General features: G+C 38.3%; 17 protein-coding genes. 10 read left to right on the top strand and 7 right to left on the bottom strand.

Annotated elements, in window-relative coordinates:
- Positions 1–5: 5 nt before the first annotated feature.
- A complete protein-coding gene (gene murJ, locus CSEC_RS00745; protein WP_053331658.1) occupies positions 6–1,553 on the bottom strand; it encodes a murein biosynthesis integral membrane protein MurJ in 1,548 nt (515 codons plus the stop codon).
- Between the two features lie 124 nt (positions 1,554–1,677).
- Here murJ and CSEC_RS00750 point away from each other — a divergent pair, with 124 nt between their 5' ends.
- The 3 genes from CSEC_RS00750 (at position 1,678) to asnS (ending at position 4,524) form a co-directional block, all read left to right on the top strand.
- Complete coding sequence (locus tag CSEC_RS00750; RefSeq protein ID WP_041016494.1) at positions 1,678–1,875, top strand: hypothetical protein; 198 nt, start codon at positions 1,678–1,680, stop codon at positions 1,873–1,875.
- A 351-nt stretch (positions 1,876–2,226) separates the two neighbouring features.
- Positions 2,227–3,090: a deoxyribonuclease IV gene (locus CSEC_RS00755; protein ID WP_154017591.1), complete on the top strand. Its 864-nt coding sequence runs from the start codon at positions 2,227–2,229 to the stop codon at positions 3,088–3,090.
- 36 nt (positions 3,091–3,126) lie between these two features.
- Complete coding sequence (asnS, locus tag CSEC_RS00760; RefSeq protein WP_041016496.1) at positions 3,127–4,524, top strand: asparagine--tRNA ligase; 1,398 nt, start codon at positions 3,127–3,129, stop codon at positions 4,522–4,524.
- Positions 4,525–4,571: 47 nt separating this feature from the next.
- On the opposite strand, the gene CSEC_RS00765 is transcribed toward asnS, so the two are convergent.
- The 3 genes from CSEC_RS00765 to pseB form a co-directional block, all read right to left on the bottom strand.
- On the bottom strand, positions 4,572–5,612 hold the full coding sequence (locus CSEC_RS00765; protein ID WP_053331659.1) for a Rossmann-fold NAD(P)-binding domain-containing protein: 1,041 nt from the start codon (positions 5,610–5,612) through the stop codon (positions 4,572–4,574).
- Positions 5,613–5,873: 261 nt separating this feature from the next.
- Positions 5,874–6,740 (bottom strand): glycosyltransferase family 92 protein, encoded by an 867-nt coding sequence (locus CSEC_RS12485; RefSeq protein WP_053331660.1) that lies wholly within the window; start codon positions 6,738–6,740, stop codon positions 5,874–5,876.
- 134 nt (positions 6,741–6,874) lie between these two features.
- Positions 6,875–7,897, bottom strand: coding sequence for a UDP-N-acetylglucosamine 4,6-dehydratase (inverting) (gene pseB, locus CSEC_RS00780; RefSeq protein WP_041016498.1), 1,023 nt, complete (start codon positions 7,895–7,897; stop codon positions 6,875–6,877).
- 209 nt (positions 7,898–8,106) lie between these two features.
- Between pseB and CSEC_RS00785 the strand changes: the two genes are divergently transcribed.
- The 4 genes from CSEC_RS00785 to CSEC_RS00800 are packed head-to-tail and all read left to right on the top strand — an operon-like array spanning position 8,107 to position 13,980.
- Entirely contained in the window at positions 8,107–9,924 is a 1,818-nt protein-coding gene (locus tag CSEC_RS00785) for a DNA topoisomerase IV subunit B (RefSeq protein WP_041016499.1), read from the top strand.
- 21 nt (positions 9,925–9,945) lie between these two features.
- Entirely contained in the window at positions 9,946–11,859 is a 1,914-nt protein-coding gene (locus CSEC_RS00790; protein WP_041016500.1) for a DNA topoisomerase IV subunit A, read from the top strand.
- Entirely contained in the window at positions 11,859–12,473 is a 615-nt protein-coding gene (locus CSEC_RS00795) for a regulatory protein RecX (protein WP_041016501.1), read from the top strand. Before CSEC_RS00790 ends, CSEC_RS00795 begins: the two co-directional genes overlap by 1 nt.
- Positions 12,474–12,531: 58 nt before the next feature.
- Positions 12,532–13,980: a tetratricopeptide repeat protein gene (locus CSEC_RS00800; RefSeq protein WP_041016502.1), complete on the top strand. Its 1,449-nt coding sequence runs from the start codon at positions 12,532–12,534 to the stop codon at positions 13,978–13,980.
- Positions 13,981–14,037: 57 nt separating this feature from the next.
- On the opposite strand, the gene CSEC_RS00805 is transcribed toward CSEC_RS00800, so the two are convergent.
- Both CSEC_RS00805 and CSEC_RS00810 read right to left on the bottom strand, forming a co-directional pair.
- Positions 14,038–14,388 carry a hypothetical protein gene (locus tag CSEC_RS00805; protein WP_041016503.1) on the bottom strand — a complete coding sequence of 117 codons (351 nt, stop codon included), beginning with the start codon at positions 14,386–14,388 and terminating at the stop codon, positions 14,038–14,040.
- A 93-nt stretch (positions 14,389–14,481) separates the two neighbouring features.
- Positions 14,482–15,906: a DUF1254 domain-containing protein gene (locus tag CSEC_RS00810; protein ID WP_041016504.1), complete on the bottom strand. Its 1,425-nt coding sequence runs from the start codon at positions 15,904–15,906 to the stop codon at positions 14,482–14,484.
- A 97-nt stretch (positions 15,907–16,003) separates the two neighbouring features.
- On the opposite strand from CSEC_RS00810, the gene CSEC_RS00815 reads away from it, so the two are divergent.
- A complete protein-coding gene (locus tag CSEC_RS00815; protein WP_041016505.1) occupies positions 16,004–16,738 on the top strand; it encodes a glycosyltransferase domain-containing protein in 735 nt (244 codons plus the stop codon).
- Between the two features lies 1 nt (position 16,739).
- Here the strand turns inward: CSEC_RS00815 and CSEC_RS00820 are convergent, their stop codons facing one another.
- Positions 16,740–17,372, bottom strand: a complete 633-nt coding sequence (locus tag CSEC_RS00820) for a hypothetical protein (RefSeq protein ID WP_041016506.1) — start codon at positions 17,370–17,372, stop codon at positions 16,740–16,742.
- A 129-nt stretch (positions 17,373–17,501) separates the two neighbouring features.
- Between CSEC_RS00820 and CSEC_RS00825 the strand changes: the two genes are divergently transcribed.
- Both CSEC_RS00825 and CSEC_RS00830 read left to right on the top strand, forming a co-directional pair.
- Positions 17,502–17,771, top strand: coding sequence for a hypothetical protein (locus CSEC_RS00825; RefSeq protein ID WP_041016507.1), 270 nt, complete (start codon positions 17,502–17,504; stop codon positions 17,769–17,771).
- Positions 17,771–18,082 (top strand): hypothetical protein, encoded by a 312-nt coding sequence (locus tag CSEC_RS00830; RefSeq protein WP_041016508.1) that lies wholly within the window; start codon positions 17,771–17,773, stop codon positions 18,080–18,082. Before CSEC_RS00825 ends, CSEC_RS00830 begins: the two co-directional genes overlap by 1 nt.
- Position 18,083 lies beyond the last annotated feature (1 nt).

Genomic DNA, 18,083 nt, shown 5'->3' on the forward strand with positions numbered 1-18,083 from the left:
CAGCATTAAAAAGTTTTGGAAACCCGGATACTTCTGTTCTCTTTTAAAATATTAAGCCAAAAGTAGGCGAATGCAGCCATGAAAAAAAGACTATGCAGTGAAAACTTAAGAAAGTGATCTAAAAGAGAATTTTCTTTGAGAGAAATAAAATGCTCAAATGATAAAACAAGGCTAACAAATAAAAATCCGAAAAGAGCAGCCTTTCCTGAATTTTTCCAAAATAGAACATAAAGATCCCCTTTCAAGGCTTTTTCTAAGTTAGCTGAAAGTATGATGACATTCACAAATGAGCTTAAGCTTGTCGCCAAAGCAATTGAGCTTGGTCCAAAATGAAACGCTACAAAAAGGCTATTTAAAAAAATATTCAGAATAACGGTAGTAATAGAGGCTAGGACCGGTAAGCGGAATTCTTTTTTTGCATAAAAAGCGGGCGCCAAAATCATTACTAGCGCTTGAGGCACAAGGCCTAAAGCATATCCATATAAGCACTTGGCAGTTTCGTACGCATCCCTTTCATTAAAAAGACCATGGTTAAAAATTAATGAGACAACAGTTTCGCCTGAGACATAAAGAGCCAGGGTGAGAGGAAGGAGAATGGCACCGGCTGCCGCAATCGCAAAAGAGAGAAATTTTTTTCCTTTTTCCAAATTGCCTTGTTTAAATGAGCGTGTGAGGGGGGGGAGTAAAGCTGTGGAAAGAGCGACGCCAAAAAGAGATAAGGGAAACTGCTCGATTCTTATCGCATACCATAGGTAAGCCGGTCCTTCGCTTGAAGCCATTTTAGCAAAGACTGTGTCAAGCGCGCTATTAACTTGAGTGGCCGCAATCCCGACCATGCTTAAGGAAATGGGCTTAAAAAGAGCTTTTGCATCGCTTAAACGCCATTTATAAGAAGCTTCGCTCTTTTGAGTACTTAATTTTTGATAAAGCTTGGGAAGTGTGATGGCCCATTGAAAAAAGCAGGCTAGTATAATGAAGAGGCAAAGATCCGGCATAGCCGCATCTTTTTTATAACTTAAAGAGAGAGCGCCCAAAATCCAAATCAAATTGAAAAATACCGGAGCAATTCCCGGTAGAAAAAAACTTCCTTCAGCTTGTAGAAGAGCTGAATTTAAGCCGAAAAGACATATAAATAAAAGGCTTGGAAGCATAAGGGTTGTCAGATAAATAATGTCGTTTGCGGAAGAAGAAAACACCTCGCAAAGCCTTAGCAAGGTTAGAAGGCCCATTAAAGCCAGAATAAGTATAGTTAGAAGAAAACTTAAGAAAAGAGCGTTATTAATAAAAAAAGACTTTGCGGCGCTTGCATTTTTGGATTTAAACTCTTCATAAATTGGAATAAAGCCGGAATTAAGAGCGCTTTCTCCAAATAACCTTCTTAAAAGATGCGCAAGTCGAAAAGCTACAAGAAAAGAGCTTATTGTGCTGCCGGCTCCAAAAGCGTAAGCCATGGCGATATCCCTCCCTAGACCGCTTAGCCGGCTTAGGAGCGTACCTGAAAAAAAGTGGCCTGCATGTTTAAAAATGGTATGGACAGAATCTTGTTTTGTCATTAGAAATCTTTATGTACGAAGTTAAAAATTTGCCTTCTTTTACAAAAAATAAGGGAGGAGAGTGTTAATCGATTTTGCTTAAATTAATGAAAACAATCAACGTTATTAAATAATAGGTAGAACTATGGACGCACTACGAGGATGGTTTGCTTCTCATTACAATAAAATTCCGGATTCTAAAGAAGAAGAAAAACCGATTATTAAGAAAAACGCATCAAAGCCCGTCTATAATAAGGAAAAAACCCCATCCCAATCGTTTAAAAGCTCAAAAGATAAAGCTTCCGATCAGGCTGAAAGACTGTTGAATGGCAAGTATTTCTAAAGGATTTTAAAAGACTTGAAGCCCCTTAGAGGCTTAAGATCCTGATTGCTGCCCCAAACTTACCGCAAAATCTTTAGTTTGATTTAGATGTCTCTTTCGGTGATTTGAAGGTATGGGTCTTGCAAGGTTCGCTTAAAGGTTGACTTATTACAACCCAAGCATCTTCGAAAATTACGCTCCTTGGCAACAGATTACAGTTGTCTTTGTCGGATAATATCCTATCCGACAGATTGTAATAAGTCCTAAGTTAAGGTTTGGGGTGGCCATCTGGGTCTTAGGTCTTTTTTATTTGGCAAAGATTGTTTTTTTTAGAGAAAGCCGCTAATATTATTCTTTTAATTAATGGTTTTTATGGAAAATAAAGAGCGACCCATCTTAATTGGCGCCCACACCTCGGCTGCCGGCGGCGTTCATAATGCCCTCCTTGAAGGGGTAAGCATCGGCGCTTCAACCATTCAACTTTTCACCGCCAATCAAAGGCAATGGAAAGCAAAGCCCCTTTCAAAAGAGCAAGTCGATTTGTTTGCTAAAACACTTGCCGAGACAGGGCTCCAAGAAATCATGAGCCATGACAGCTATTTAATAAATTTGGGAAGCAATAACCCTGAAATTTTATTAAAAAGCCGCCAGGCCTTTAAGGAAGAAATTGAAAGATGTCGGTTATTAAACCTGACGTATCTTAATTTTCATCCCGGCGCTTACACCACTTCTTCTGAAGAAGAGTGTTTGGAGACAATTGTTGCAAGTATTTTAGAATGCCAAAAGATTTTAGAAGATAGCCCGACAAGGCTTCTTATTGAGACAACGGCAGGTCAGGGAACAGCTTTAGGTTTTCGTTTTGAACATATTGCGTATTTGGTAGAGAGACTTGAAAAAAAAGTGCCGATTGGCGTCTGTATGGATACCTGTCATAGCTTTGTAGCAGGCTATGATTTAAGAACTAAAGATGCGCTCGATGCGATGCTTAAAGAGTTTGATCGTATCGTCGGGCTTTCTCATCTAAGGGCTTTTCACCTTAATGATTCTACAAAAGGACTCGGATCAAGAGTCGATCGGCATAAGCCTATTGGCGAAGGCGAAATCGGCCTTGAGGCTTTCCGGAATTTAATGAATGACGAAAGGACAAGGTTTATTCCAAAATACCTTGAAACCCCAGGTGGACCGGAGCTTTGGAAAAAAGAGATCGCTCTCTTAAAATCTTTAAATATCAGATAATTTAAAAAGCATTCAAATAGCGAAAAGGGATTTTTAATGCGCGTTAAAGTGAAACAGATCAAATCAGGCGGTGAAAAAAACGCTTTTCTTGGCAAGGAAGTAACTGTAAAAGGTTGGATCCGGACTGTTAGAAATCAAAAAACGTTTAGTTTTGTTGAGTTAAACGATGGTTCAAGTTTGACAAGCTTACAGATAGTTGTCGATCAAAAATTACCTAACTATGCCGAGCTTATTTCAGATTTAAATACCGGAGCCTCAATCGCAGCCACAGGAAAAATTGTTGAAGGCGTCGATAAAAAGCAGTTAGAGATGCATGCGGATTCTCTTGAAATCATCGGTAAATGCGATCCAGAGACTTATCCTCTTCAAAAGAAGAGGCATTCTTTTGAGTTTTTAAGAACAATTGCCCATCTCCGTCCAAGGACAAACACACTTGGCGCTGTTGCAAGGATTAGAAACGCTTTAGCCTACGCAACGCACCAATTCTTCCAAGATAGAGGCTTTCTATACGTTCACACACCCATTATCACAACTTCCGACTGCGAAGGGGCAGGTCAGCTTTTTCAAGTCACTACTTTAAATGTTGACAATCTTCCTAAGACTAAAGAGGGAAAAATAGACTATTCCAAAGATTTCTTTCAAAAACCGGCTTACCTCACTGTTTCCGGGCAATTAGAAGGAGAAATTTATGCTTCTGCGGTCAGCGATATTTATACCTTTGGACCCACCTTTAGAGCAGAAAATTCAAATACTGCAAGACATTTAGCTGAATTTTGGATGATTGAGCCTGAGATGGCGTTTGCCGATATAAACGATAACATGGATAACGTTGAAGCTTATCTCAAATTCGTATTTCAGTATGTTCTTGATAACTGCCGCGAGGATATGCTCTTTTTTAATAAGTATATTTCTCCCGGTGTGTTAGATACCCTTCAGAAAATAGTGGGAACCCCATTTGAAAGAGCAAGCTATACTTACGCGGTTCGCATCCTGGAAAAGTCCGGGGAAAATTTTCAGTTTCCAATTAAATGGGGAATGGACTTGCAATCCGAACATGAGCGATACTTAGTTGAGAAGTTCTTTGATAAGCCGGTCATTATTACCGACTATCCAAAAGATATTAAAGCTTTCTATATGAAAGAAAATAATGATGGAAAGACCGTAGCCGCAATGGACGTGCTAGTTCCTAAAGTTGGGGAGCTTGTGGGCGGAAGCCAAAGAGAAGATCGCTTAGATATTCTAGAAGAGAAATTGGAAAGGCAAGGCCTTCCAAAAGATAATTATTGGTGGTATTTGGAGCTTCGGAAGTACGGGTCCATTCCGCATGCCGGTTATGGGGTCGGATTTGAGCGTCTCATCCGATTCGTCACAGGCATGGAAAATATTCGGGATGTGATTCCATTCCCAAGGTATCCGGGAAGCGCCGAGTTCTAATTAATAATTAAAAAAGTAATCTTTCTTTGATTTGAAAGATTACTTTTTTAAGCAAAACACATTTCTTTGGACTCGTGGAAAGATTCTTGATTTAAATTGTTTTCTTTCTTCAAGAAAAGCTTGCATAGCTTTTTTGTTTCACAGTGAACATGTTCTAGAGCGCTTTTTATTAAAAACAGGTTTTCCCTTTTTCGGCTGATTAAAAGCCTATGCATATCGTCGATATTGTATAGGCAAATATTTGTGTTTTTAACAATTTCAGGATCGACATTTCTTGGAACGGATAGATCAATGATTAGTTTTTGCTCTTTATCGCAAAAGCCAAGAGTTTCTTTCTTTATAAGGTAGCCCGGAAATTTAGTTCCAAGTATCACCCAATCAAATTGCTCCCACTGATCTAAATTTTCCCAAAGAAGCTCCGAAATGCCTAATTTATTTTGTATTTCCAACGTGCGCTCACGGGTCCTGTTGCAAAGTGTAATATTTGAAAGAAGTTGTTTTTTTAAAAAACTGAGCACTTTTAGATTAATTTCAGAAGCTCCGATGAAAAGAATTTTCGTTTTCTCAAAATCGTTAAATATTTTTTTCCCGGTGTTAAAAACGGCATGTTCAAGATCGGAAAGCCCTTTAGATAACGTAAAGCGGGTTCTGATTTCTTTTCCAATTTTTAGACTTTTCTGAAAGAGAAAATGCAGCTCTTTAGCAAGAGGTTTATTTAAACTGTTGTTTATATAAGCAGATTTGACCTGGCCTTGTATTTCAGATTCCCCGAAAAGAGCGCTATCTAAACCGGCGGTTACCTTGGCTAAATGAAAAAAGCAATCCCAGGAAAAAAAAGAATAGAGTTTTTGTTCGAACTCAAAGGAAAGTTCCTTTCTTAAATTTTCAATGATAAATGCATGGCTTTCTGTTAGGTTATGAGAGGAAAAATAAATCTCTGTCCGGTTGCAAGTTAGCAAAAGGATAAAATGGTGTCCTGGATGAAGGACTTTTTCCGTCCCAAAACGCTTTTGAAATGCTTTTGCAAGCGCTTCTCTTACATGCAAATTTGCGAGCTTATGATTAATTCCGATGACTCCAACCCGCATGCTAAGCTACGCTCCTTAAATTTAAGCAAAGTGTCATACTTAATTTTCATTTCAAGTACTGAAAAAAGCCAAATCGCCATTCCTTACCTGAATGGACTCTTTTTAGAAAGGCTTAAAAAGGAGACTTTAAAAGGATTTCTTCATTTATTTCCATAACTTTGAAAATAAATTTTGCCAAACTTTAAGGCAGGGTTGCCAATTAGCTTTCTTTCTATCAAGAAGCTAGAAGGGCAGTCCCCCAAGTATTTAACCCTTAAAAAATTAGCGGCTGAGAAGAAGCCCCATTTTTTTTCGAAGGGCCGGAATAAATTTTAAAATGGCCTCTCCTGCCACTGTTTCCTTATTGAAACTTTCGTTCCACTCAAGACAAGTTTCTAAGCTCACACCATCGCTTAACTTTATTTTTCTTGGGATTTTTATATTGAATAGATAGTCTTCATCACGTGTCCAATAGTGGTTGCACTGCATCTCTTCAAAAGACAAGGTTTTATCATGATAGCCATAAAGGTATTCCGGAGTATGGCAACCAACTAATGTGCCGCAATTAACTCGATCCGGCCTGCAAATGCTTTTCCACATACCGCCCTTATAGCCTTCATTTAAAGTTAGACTTTCAATCAAAAGCTTATTTTCCGGGATTTTTTTAACATTAGAGGTGCCGAACATGACCCACATGACACGAACCCCGCCTAGCTTATTATCCTTTTCGTAAGGCTTCAGCACTTCTAAAAGGGTACTTTTTGTTCTAGGGACTAAAAATTCATCTGAATCGATAACGCAAAGCCACTTTACTTTGTCTTTCAAAGCCCGGATCATGCCATCAGTATAAGCAAGGCATTGGCAGGCATTCCACTCCTGATTATTTGTAGATTCCATGTTCCAGCTAAGAAGTTCTACTTCGCCGCTGTCTATGTAAGGTTTTAAAACTTTTTTGGGGTTATCTTGGCTCAAGTTGTTATAACAATAGAACTTCTGAACTCCAAGCAGTTTATGGTATTCGATCCACTCTTTAAGGTAGGGGGCTTCATCACGAAAAATAAGAAGCGCTCCGAGCTTATAGTTGTAGTCGGAGAAAAGAGAAGCAGAATGGAAAAAATAGGCCAATAGTAAAAAGATTCTAGCTTGCATAGATAACTCATGATAATAGGTTTCAAGAAAAAGCGATTCTGATAGTTTTAATGAGTTATCTCAATTTTTTGAAGTGAATAATATCGATAGTATTATAAAAAAAGCCTTTTCCAGATTCGTGAGCTTAAGAATTTTTATATTTTCTCTTCCGAGATTAACTTTCTAAGCTTTTCGATCGAAAGCCACTCTTTATTGTTCTCAGAAGTATAAGCAAATCCTTCAGGCAAAGTTTCTTTTGACCGATCCATAAGAAAAGGATCTAGGAAAGCGGGATTTCTTGAGTGCGTTTCAGGGATGATGATGTAGTGAGTTTTTTGATCTACGGTATGCGGAGCATCTTCCACACAAATCATGATTTCATGAAGTTTTTCTCCCTCCCTTGCCCCTGTATAAATGTGTTCAACTTTAGGGGCAATAGCTTCAGCCAAATCTACAATTTTCATCGATGGGATTTTAGGAACATAAAGCTCCCCGCCTCTTGCATCGACTAGAGCAAAAATAACAAAATCAACGGCTTGATCAAGAGTAATCCAAAACCTTGTCATCCTAGGATCGGTGATAGTTAATCTCTTAGCGATAAGCGCTTGGTTTTGCCAAAGGGGAATGATGCTGCCGCGGCTTCCTATAACGTTGCCATAGCGAACGACTGAAAAGATAGGCGAACCTTTTTTGCCGACATAAACATTACCATTAATGAATAACTTATCAGCGCAAAGTTTGCTTGCCCCATATAAATTTATAGGGTTGCAAGCCTTATCTGAACTTAAAGCAATGACTTTTTGAACCCCGGCTGTTATTGCAGCTTCTATGACATTCATCCCCCCGATAACGTTCGTCTTTAAAAATTCAGAAGGATTGTACTCAGCTGCAGGGACTTGCTTTAAAGCCGCGGCATGTATAATATAATCCACATCATTAAAAGCGCGTGTCAGTCTTTGAAGATCCCGAACATCTCCTAAGAAAAAACGGATTCGAGGGTCGTCAAAGATCGGATCCTCTTGACGCATAACCCATTGCTTCCATTCATCGCGGCTAAAAATAATCACGCGGCGAGGATCGTACTCTAGGAGAATTTTTTTGGCGAATTTTCTCCCGAAACTGCCGGTGCCTCCGGTAATCAGGAGAGATTTATCTTTAAAGAAATTTTTATAATTCATATTTCCTGATGCATTTTAAGCGTGAACTCTTTTGGAAAAAAAATTAGTCTTAAAAAAAATTGGGTATCCCATAAAAAAGAAGCATCGTTTATTCTTTTTTCCAAGAGACTAAGGGGAGACACCTTTTTTCCCTCTATAATTTTTATTAATTTCTAAAATCCATCCATAACATGAACTTGTTATTTTTGTTGAGAATATAAGGTTTTCCTATGGCAAAAAAATATGATGAAAGCACGGTACAAACCCTAGACGCGCTAGAGCATATACGCCTGCGTTCGGGGATGTATATAGGCCGGCTTGGAGATGGTTCCAATCCCGATGATGGGATTTATATCATGCTGAAAGAAGTCATAGACAATAGTATAGATGAATTCATCATGAATCACGGGGATGAAGTAGATGTTCTTGTGGATTTTGACGAAGGGAAAATCTCTGTAAGAGATTATGGGCGTGGAATTCCTCTTGGAAAGGTCATTGAATGCGTAAGTCAAATCAATACAGGCGCCAAGTACAATGACGATGTCTTTCAATTTTCCGTCGGACTTAATGGGGTTGGCACAAAAGCTGTCAATGCGCTCTCTCAACATTTTTTTGTAAAAAGCCATAGGGGAGGACAGTTTTTTCAAGCTGAATTCAATAAGGGTAAATTGATTCAGGAGAAAAAAGGAAAAACAAGTGAGGCGGACGGGACTCTGGTAGAGTTTATCCCTGATAAAGAAATTTTTAAAAAATATCGTTTTGAGAAAGAGTTCATTGAAAAAAGGATGTGGCATTATGCCTACTTAAATTCTGGCTTGAAGCTCAAATTCAACGGTGAAATAATTTTTTCAAATAATGGACTTTTAGATCTTTTAAACGAAGAGGTTAGAGAAAGCGAACAGCTTTATGAGCCTTTGCATTACCGAGGCAAATTTCTTGAGTTCACCTTCCTTCATACCCAAAGCTATGGCGAAACCTTTTTTTCGTTTGTAAACGGACAATACACAGCCGATGGCGGAACCCATCTTTCCGCTTTTAAAGAAGGCCTTTTAAAAGGGGTCAATGAATTCTCTAAGAAGAATTTTCAAGGAATGGACGTTCGGGAGGGGATGGTAGGCTGCGTTTTAGTAAAAGTAAAGGAACCGATTTTTGAATCCCAAACTAAAAATAAACTTGGAAACACAGAAATTCGGGGCCCTATTGTCCAAGAAGTTAAAGAAGCGGTCGTCAATCTCCTCTATAAGTACCCTGAAATTGCAAAAAAAATTATCGAGAGAATCGTTTTTAACGAGAAGCTTAGAAAAGAGCTTGCCGCTGTAAAAAAAGAGGCTAAAGAGAAGCAAAAGAAAATTTCATTTAAGATCCCTAAACTTCGCGACTGCAAATATCACCTTGGAGATTCATCCTCGAAGGGAAGCGAATCGATGATTTTTCTGACAGAAGGGGATTCAGCTTCAGCATCAATTGTGGCGTCAAGAGACCCTCTTACACAAGCTGTGTTTTCTCTTCGCGGAAAACCCTTGAATGTGTTTGGCATGAAGCTTGACCAGCTCTATAAAAATGAAGAGATGTATAACGTAATGAGCGCTTTAAATATCGAAGATGATTTAAGTAATCTTAGATATCAAAAAGTTATCTTAGCGACCGATGCAGACGTCGACGGGATGCATATTAGAAATTTGCTTATTACTTTTTTTCTAACTTACTTTGAAGGGCTTGTAATGAATGGCCATCTCTATGTGCTGGAAACACCCCTATTCAAAGTTCGCAACCGGGAAAAAACCTTTTATTGCTATAGCGAAGAAGAAAGGGATAAGGCTATAAAAACCTTGAAAAAAGGCGTTGAGATCACAAGGTTTAAAGGGCTTGGCGAAATTTCTCCTAATGAATTCAAACAATTTATTTCGAAAGATATTAAGCTCATCCCTGTGACAGTAAGAAATTTTTCAGATATTAGGCCCACACTTGAGTTCTATATGGGAAAAAATACTCCTGAGCGTAAAAGCTTTATCATGGAGAACCTTATCAATGAAGAGAAACTTTTGTAACCTTTAAAAGCTTGAATAATTATGGATGATTTAAAGCAGCAGATGCGCGGGAATTTTTTAACCTACGCCTCTTATGTAATTTTAGATAGGGCTATACCGGATGTCGTTGATGGGCTTAAGCCGGTTCAAAGGCGCATTCTTCATACTCTTTTTAGAATTGATGACGGAAAATTGCATAAAGTGGCAAATGTTGCGGGTCAAACCATGGCTCTTCACCCGCATGGCGATGCGCCGATCACCGATGCCCTTATAAACCTTGCGAATAAAGGCTTTTTAATAGACAGGCAAGGTAATTTCGGCAATCTTTACACCGGAGATCCGGCGGCAGCGGCAAGGTATATAGAAGCTCGTTTGTCACCTTTAAGCAAAGAAACGTTATTCAACCCTGACTTAACAGAAATGGTCCCATCTTACGATGGCAGAAATCTTGAGCCTGTTACACTTCCTGCAAAAATTCCCTTGCTGCTTATGCAAGGAGCTGAAGGGATTGCAGTTGGAATGTCGACTAAAATCCTTCCTCATAACTTTATAGAACTTCTCGAGGCTGAGATTGCTATATTGGAAGGGGAGGATTTCCTCTTGATTCCGGATTTTCCGACAGGCGGCATTTTAGATGCTAGCGATTATAGAAAGGGGCTTGGAAAAGTTAAGCTTCGAGCTAAAATAGATAAACCTGATGCCAAAACCTTAGTCATTCGTGAAGTTTGCTATGGGACAACAACTGAGAGTTTGATTCAATCCATTGATGAAGCCGCAAAAAAAGGGAAAATCAAAATTGAATCCATTGACGACTACACCTCTGAAAATGTCGAAATTGAGATTAAGCTTGCAAGAGGCCACTATGCCGAAGACGTTGAAAAAGCTCTCTACGCTTATACAGAATGCGAAGTTTCTCTCTCCTCGCAAATTGTAGTGATTAAAGATAATTTGCCATGGGAAACCGATGTTCATGAAATCCTAAGAAACCATGTTGAGCTTTTAAAGACATATCTCAAAAGAGAATTAGAAATCAAAAGAGATCATTTACTCGAGAAAATATTTGAAAGGTCTCTCGAGCAAATTTTTATCGAAAATAGGCTCTATAAAGCCATTGAAAATATAAAATCTGAAGATAAATTGGATGAAACGGTTGAATTGAGTTTGGCGCCTTATCATAAATACCTGATGAGGGTGCCGACAAAAGAAGATCGTCAGCGGCTCCTTCAGATACCTATTCGAAGGATTTCAAAATTCGATATCAACGAAAATGAAGAAAAAATTGCTTCTTATAATCAAGAGCTTGATGAAGTCGAAAAGGATTTAAAAAACATCAAAAAGGTAGCTATCCGCTTTATCAGGAATTTGATTAAGAAATTTGGAGATGATTATAAAAGAAAAACAGAAATAAGCTCGATTGAGGAAGTCGACAAGCGATCCATGGAAGTTCGAAAAATTAAAGTTGGTTTTGACCCGATCGGAGGCTTTCTTGGAACAAAAGTAACTGCCGATATCTCATTGGAATGCACAAATTTTGATAGGCTTTTGATTTTATATAAAGATGGCAGTTATCGAGTCATTCCGATTCCAGAGAAAAATTATATTAAAGAAGGAAATAAATCGATCGCCTTTGTTGGCATTGCAGATAAAAAAACCCTCTTTAATGTTGTTTATAAAGACCCTGAAACTCACATGGCATTTGCTAAACGATTTGTCATTAAGCAATTTATTTTAGAGAAAGACTATGAATACCTAGAACCTGGCATGGAGCTTAGTTACCTCTCAACAGATGTTTCTCCGGCTCTTGAAATTATCTTCATTCCTAAACAAAAGCAAAAAATAAGTAAAATTATTTTCGACATGAATGGAGTGCTAGTGAAAGGTGTTTCCGCAAAAGGTGTTCGCATAGCAAACAGACCCGTAAAGAAAATTAAAGCGATAAAAGATTTTGAGAATTGATGACGATTCAAATCGAAATTAAGACAGTTAATAAAGATTGCTTAGAAGTTTATATTGATGAGGATTTGGTAAAAAAAGCTCATAAAAAAATATTCGGGAATCTTTCTTTGGGGAGAAACAATTTTTCAAGTTTAGATGAGCTTGAGCAATTGCTCATTGAAAAAGAAAAAAATGGAGCTAGAAGCTATCTTGCAAGATGTTTAGGCAGAAAAAATCTTCACTCATTAGAAGCTGATAAAATTTTAAGTAGTCTTTTTGTTTCTTTTAATACCATTCAAGAGGTCTTAATGGATTTTAAAGACAAAGGCTATCTTGATGATGCGCGGTATGTCACCCAATTTATCCATCATCATTCAAGCCGGGGAAAAGGCTCGAGGTGGATTCACCAAAAGCTTAAACAAATAGGCCTCGAAGAGAATGAAATCAGAATGAGCCTTCATCAAATGGACGCTCATTCTAATCAAGAAAGCCTAAGCGCTCTTATAACCAAAAAATCAGCCCGTCAAGATATCAACAATCCAAAATTTAAAAGACGCTTAATTGGTTTTTTGATGCGAAGGGGTTTTAGCTATGAAGACATCTCTAAAGCTTTATCCATTGACGAAATAAGCTAATTGATTAAGATAATTTTGTTCCTATAACAGGAACTTAATCTATAGCTTAGGAGGAATTATGGATGGCGTCAACCGAAGTGGCGTTTATACCTCTCAACCTTTTGAAGAGGAAAGAAAGCCTTTAACCCCGAAAGATGCAGAAACAATCAAATTACTAAGCAGCATTATAGTTAAAACAAATACCCCGCACACCCCCCTCGCTGCTTTGGCTGTCATTTATTTTAGATCCGGATGGTATGCAGAAGCACTTGAAATGACAACTAGAGCCCTTGAAAGCGCCCCAAAAATACAAGACGTTTTTCAAGCGGTTCTTTGTAGAGCCGAATTTGAATCCAGCCATGGCATGAAAGAAGATGCCGAAAGAGATTATCTAAAGTTAAAAGAGTGTCAAAGTGCGATCCCTGAATCTTTTCAGTCAAGAATTGAAGCTTTAAAAAGAAGTTTAGAAGTGCCTTTAGAAGATGGTGTTAGCAATCGGATAAAGGAGATTACCCTTTCTCTACCGGGATCTAAAACCCCTTGGCTTTTGCATAAAGAACGTTCTCAATGCTACTTATATCAAAAGCAGTACGGAAGAGCTTTGCTCGATATTAGAAGGGCCGCTTCTCTAGCCCCGAACTTATATGAAGTTTGGGAAGCTATTTATTTTAGGACCCGATACCTCATGCAAAAAAATATGCTTAAGATCGCTTTTAAATCGCTAGATGAGCTTAGTATTTGCTTAGACCAAATGAAAGAATCAGAGAAAGAAAAGCTGGAAAAGTTAAAAAATACGCTTGTAAGGCAAAATTTAAAGCCAAAAAAAGACCCCATTTATCAATTGGCAAGCGGCGGCTGTAAAGAGCCCTCTCAAGCCTTTCAAGCTCGTTTAAAAGACTTTAAGGAAAAAGAGGCGGAGGAAAAAGAAGATCTGCTTTCAAAAGCCATTTCCCTAAAGAAAAAACATGAAGGGAGCTTGCAAAGACTCATAGAGGATTTAAAAATTGATACTCACGCCGGTCCGTTTCAATACTACCGAGCAGAAGCTCTTTACCATGAAGGAAGGTATAGCGAGGCTTTAGATATTTTGAATGCCTCTATTGAAGACGAGATTGAGAACCCTCATCTCTATTTTTTAAGAAGCTGTATTTACTATTCGCTACAAAACTTGGAGAAAGCCCTTGAAGACATTGAACTTGCGCTTCTTCTGTCTCCAATTGAAGTTAAGGAATACTTGCATACAGCTGAGATTATTACAGCCAGATTAGAGGGCGGGGTTTATGTTTCTTTAGATTTTCAAGAGGAAGCAAGAAAAAAACTTGATATAGTTAAAAAGAATATATTTTTGCATGGAGAAAGTTCGGAGCTTTTATTTGAGAAAATTAACCTTCATTTGATGCTTCAAGAACAAGAAGAAGCCAAAAAAGACGCTTTAAAATTAAAAGAGAGGCTGTCAGAGGATGACCCTCACTATGAAAAAGTTCTAGATATCTTGCAATTTTTAAACGGGGAAGGGACGAGTTCTTAAAAAAAATCTTAAAAGACCTTACGCCTCAAATTTTAAGAGGCGTAAGGTAACTATGAATTAAAATCCTTGGTCATTCCAGTTGTCATTAAAACCATCACCATCACCGTCACCATTACCATTGCCGTTCGAATTTTGCTGCGGAGCTACATATACAGGAGCTTGATTCTGATTGTTAAGGTTTTGGTTGTTGATCTCGTTTTGAAGCGCTCTATTTTCTAAAGCCCTATTTTCAAACCGTTCTTGATTGTATCTATTATCAAAATGGTTATCTCTTCTGAATTGATCCCCTCTATTCATTTCACGATTCATATCGCGGTGGCCTGCGTTAAAGTCTCTTGCGTGCGAATCAGCAGGGATAAAAAAAAGAGTAAAAACAAAAAAGAAAGCTGACGTTGAAATCCATTTCATACAAACACTCCTTTTTAGGATGCCTATTCCATTATAATAAAAAAGTTAATTTTATATCGAAAAGAGACAATAGTGTTTTTATGTTATTATTTATCAGTTAGTTATATCTAACTTTTGAATAGGTGGAGGCGTCCATTGCCCTTTCAAAATTTCATCTTTCGGCCAATATAGACGCATCATTAATACAAAAGGGCCTTGGGGGGCAGGGAGCCAATTCGCTTCCTTGCCCTTCTCAGGCTTTGCATTTTGTATATAAAGATCTAAAGATCCATCCTCGTTATATTGCAGGGCATTTCTTGGGCTTAAAGTGTAGCGGTTTAAGGGATTGTCGACAAAAAAGTAGTCCTTATCATACATAGTTAGCGACCAGAAGCCATTTACCGGAGGGGTTTCACCTTTTTTAAAGTGAAGGACATATTTATTTTGCCCTGAGAGAGGTTTGCCGCTGCCGTCTACTTTAGCTTCCGGGTAAATGGCGTCTTTTGGAAGATTGGCGCCAAGGCCTATAGCTGTAATAAAAGCTCTTTGTAGATAATCTGTCCCATAGGTTCCGGTATCTAAAGTAAACGTCCAGCCGTTTACTTTTAATCCGGCTGATTTTTCATGCTCCATGATTTTCTTTTGGGCTTCTTTTGGCGTATCAGCTAAACTGTCAGCTATATTTCTATTAAGCTTATCGAGTTTAAATTCTTCGCCGGGTTTGAGGCCGATTTTGGCCATGGCAGCTAAAATGGGAGCATCCATTTTTGAAGGGGGGTTATCCACCATAAGGCTTGAGAGCCTATTAAAAAACTCCTCAAGGGTCAATTGATTAACTTGATCTCTAACCGGGGTTTTCATATCAATATTTGGGTCTAAAATCCCATCTGTCGGAGTATAAGGCTTACCATAGAAGCTTAAAGGGGTTAAACTATATTGATCTTGAAGAGCATGCACTTTTTTATAGTCTTCAGGGGTTCCTGAAGAATAAGTCCTTCCGAGTATCCAAACTAAATTAGTCGGCGATTTGAATTCTTTTAGTCCCTTGGGCAGGGGGCCTGTCCAATTGGGCCCGGTAATTACAAAATCTGCCGCATCCGTGCCAAATGTTCTTGTGCCGGGCACTTCAAAGACGTTTGTCCAAGCGCTGAGTAGTGGCATCAAATAATATCTTCCCATTTCATTCGGGACATGAAGAACGTAAGGCTCTTTTTTTAAATCGATCCAGGCGCTTGAGTAAAGGGTATCGGCATTTGGAGCTGTCACATCTTTAAAAGAGGCGTTAGGGTACTCTCTAGCGTTGGCAAATTGCCCTAGAGGCGCTTTAAAGCCATTTGACTTTAGAGTATTAGTCATGACTTTCTTAGTCAAATCCATCGTGACAAGCGGGTAGCCATAAATATAGGCTTCTTCTGCAATTTTTTTCGCTTCTTCTTCATTTATTTCATGAAGAGATTTGGTTTGCTGAGCCATCATAAGATAAGCGGGTATCCCGATTAACGCGAGAGCCAATATAATTTTAAGAAGCGATTTTGCCATAATCTTTCCTTTTAGAATTAGTTATGTCATGCTATTAATTTATAATTAACAAATTTAAGGTCTCAATGCAAGTATAGTTTTCACCCTAGAGGTTAACTTGAAAAATTTCACCCTATTTATTTTTCTTTTAATAAGCTCTGTTATCGTTTCAGCGGATGAATCACTTCCTTTGCACATCTGTACAGTGGCCTCAAGACCAAAACCGGGCTTGCAGCAACTTCTTTTATCGGCAGAAAAATTTGGATTAAAGGTTGAAGTTTTAGGGATGGGTCTTCCTTATAAAAAAAACGGCCAAAAACTCTCTTACATGAAGATGTATTTGGAAAATATACCGGATACTGATCTCGTTCTTTTTGTAGATGCCTATGATGTTATTTTCCTAGCGAATGAAAATGTCATTAAGGATAAATTTTATTCTTTTAACTCGCCTTTTGTGATTTCAGCAGAAACCAATTGCTTCCCGTTTCAAGAACTTGCAAGCGCTTATCCTGAAAGCCCAACACTATTCAAATACCTCAATAGCGGGACTTATATGGGATATGCAGGCTATATAAAATTTTTACTGAATGAATTTATTATTGAAGAGGATAAATCCGATCAGGGGCAGTTGACTAAATTGTTTTTAAGAAGAGAGCATGAGATAACTTTAGATTATTACTCTGAACTTTTTATGACTTTGCATGGCATTAGGGGAAACCAAATAAAGCTTGAAAAAGACCCCAAACTAGTACACTGCTTGCTTACGGGATCAACTCCTTCGATTATTCACGGCAACGGCCTTGGAAAAAAACTCTATCAACATATTTTCAACACTCTCTTCGGTAAGCAGTAGTTTATTGGATATGATAGTGCCGAAGTTTCCCAATTGTTTTTATAAGGTTCTTGTCTTTTAGATATTCGCTTGAATAAATGGCTTCAACAGTCCTATCGCAATCATGAACAAAGACATGAACATCTTTTTGGGCATGGGCAAAAGAGGCCGCTGCTACGATGCTCTTCATTCTCCCGGGGCACTCATCATCCCAACCTGCCGGGGCATCCACAAAAATAATATCCCATTTAATTTTGTTAAGCTCTTCCGGTAGCTCTAATTGCAAAACTTCGGGTTTTTTTAGAAGATATTTCCACTCTTTCCTTTTTGTATTATAGACCACAGGATAGGCATTAAGGTCTGGAATTTGACCTTTGATTAAGTTTAGCCAGTAGGGGTTATCTTCTAGAAAATAGGTCGAACCCGCTTTATTTAAATCAACCCAGAGTCTGCTGTCTCGCCCTACTCCGAAGACAAGAAAATTACAAGGGGTTCTATCAAGAACGGTTTCAGCCAAAAGGGCATACTCGGCATAGGAGAGCTGACGAGGATTATCTCGAACTAATTGCTCTATTCTGGTTTGGATTTTAGGGGGTAAAGAGAGCAAGAAGAAGGGAATTAAGGAGCTTAAAAATATAAGGAAAATCGCTTTCATAATATACTTTTCTGTAAGTCAAATTTAAAGGATTTATTAAGAAAAAACCTGGTAGTAAACCTTTATTGAATTATTAAGTATTTTTTGTTATTATAATAAGTAAGTCTATGACGCCTAATGGAGTTACCTATGGCAGAAACGGTTTCTAATGTCCCAGCCTCGTCCGGTACATCCGGCGCTTCCGGCGCTTCAACTACAGGTACCGGAAATTCCGGAGGAAGCGGCTACACAACTTCGACAACAGTCAGTTCTCTTGAAGAACTAAAGCGGATTGCCCCTGAAGTTTATCAAAAAATGCTTGAAGGCATCGCTATGAATATGGTATCGAAAATTAAAAAGCAAGCCGATCGTTTAAAAGAAATTATGCGAGAAGCAAGAAGGCAATCAGGCATTCGATAATGATCTTTCAAGACAGCTGTCTTTTTTTGGGCTTTCCCCTGGATTCAAAAGAATTTGAGCTGTATTTAAATAATGAAAAAGGAAAACTTCTTTATTCATTATTTGTCGATGTTGACGGCCCTTATTTAAAAAAAGTTTCCGTCAAGGGCACGCCATATCTTGGCAAATACCTTCCCAAATCGATTGATAGCCCCAAGCTAAAATTAACTGAAGCTAATATTTACAGTATTCTTTCAAAAATATATCCTGATTATCCATTCAAAAAAACTCCGCTGCGATTGCTAGCTCTATTTTCAGAACAAGAAACATAGT

It is taken from the genome of Criblamydia sequanensis CRIB-18 (genome assembly GCF_000750955.1).
Classification (GTDB): domain Bacteria; phylum Chlamydiota; class Chlamydiia; order Chlamydiales; family Criblamydiaceae; genus Criblamydia; species Criblamydia sequanensis.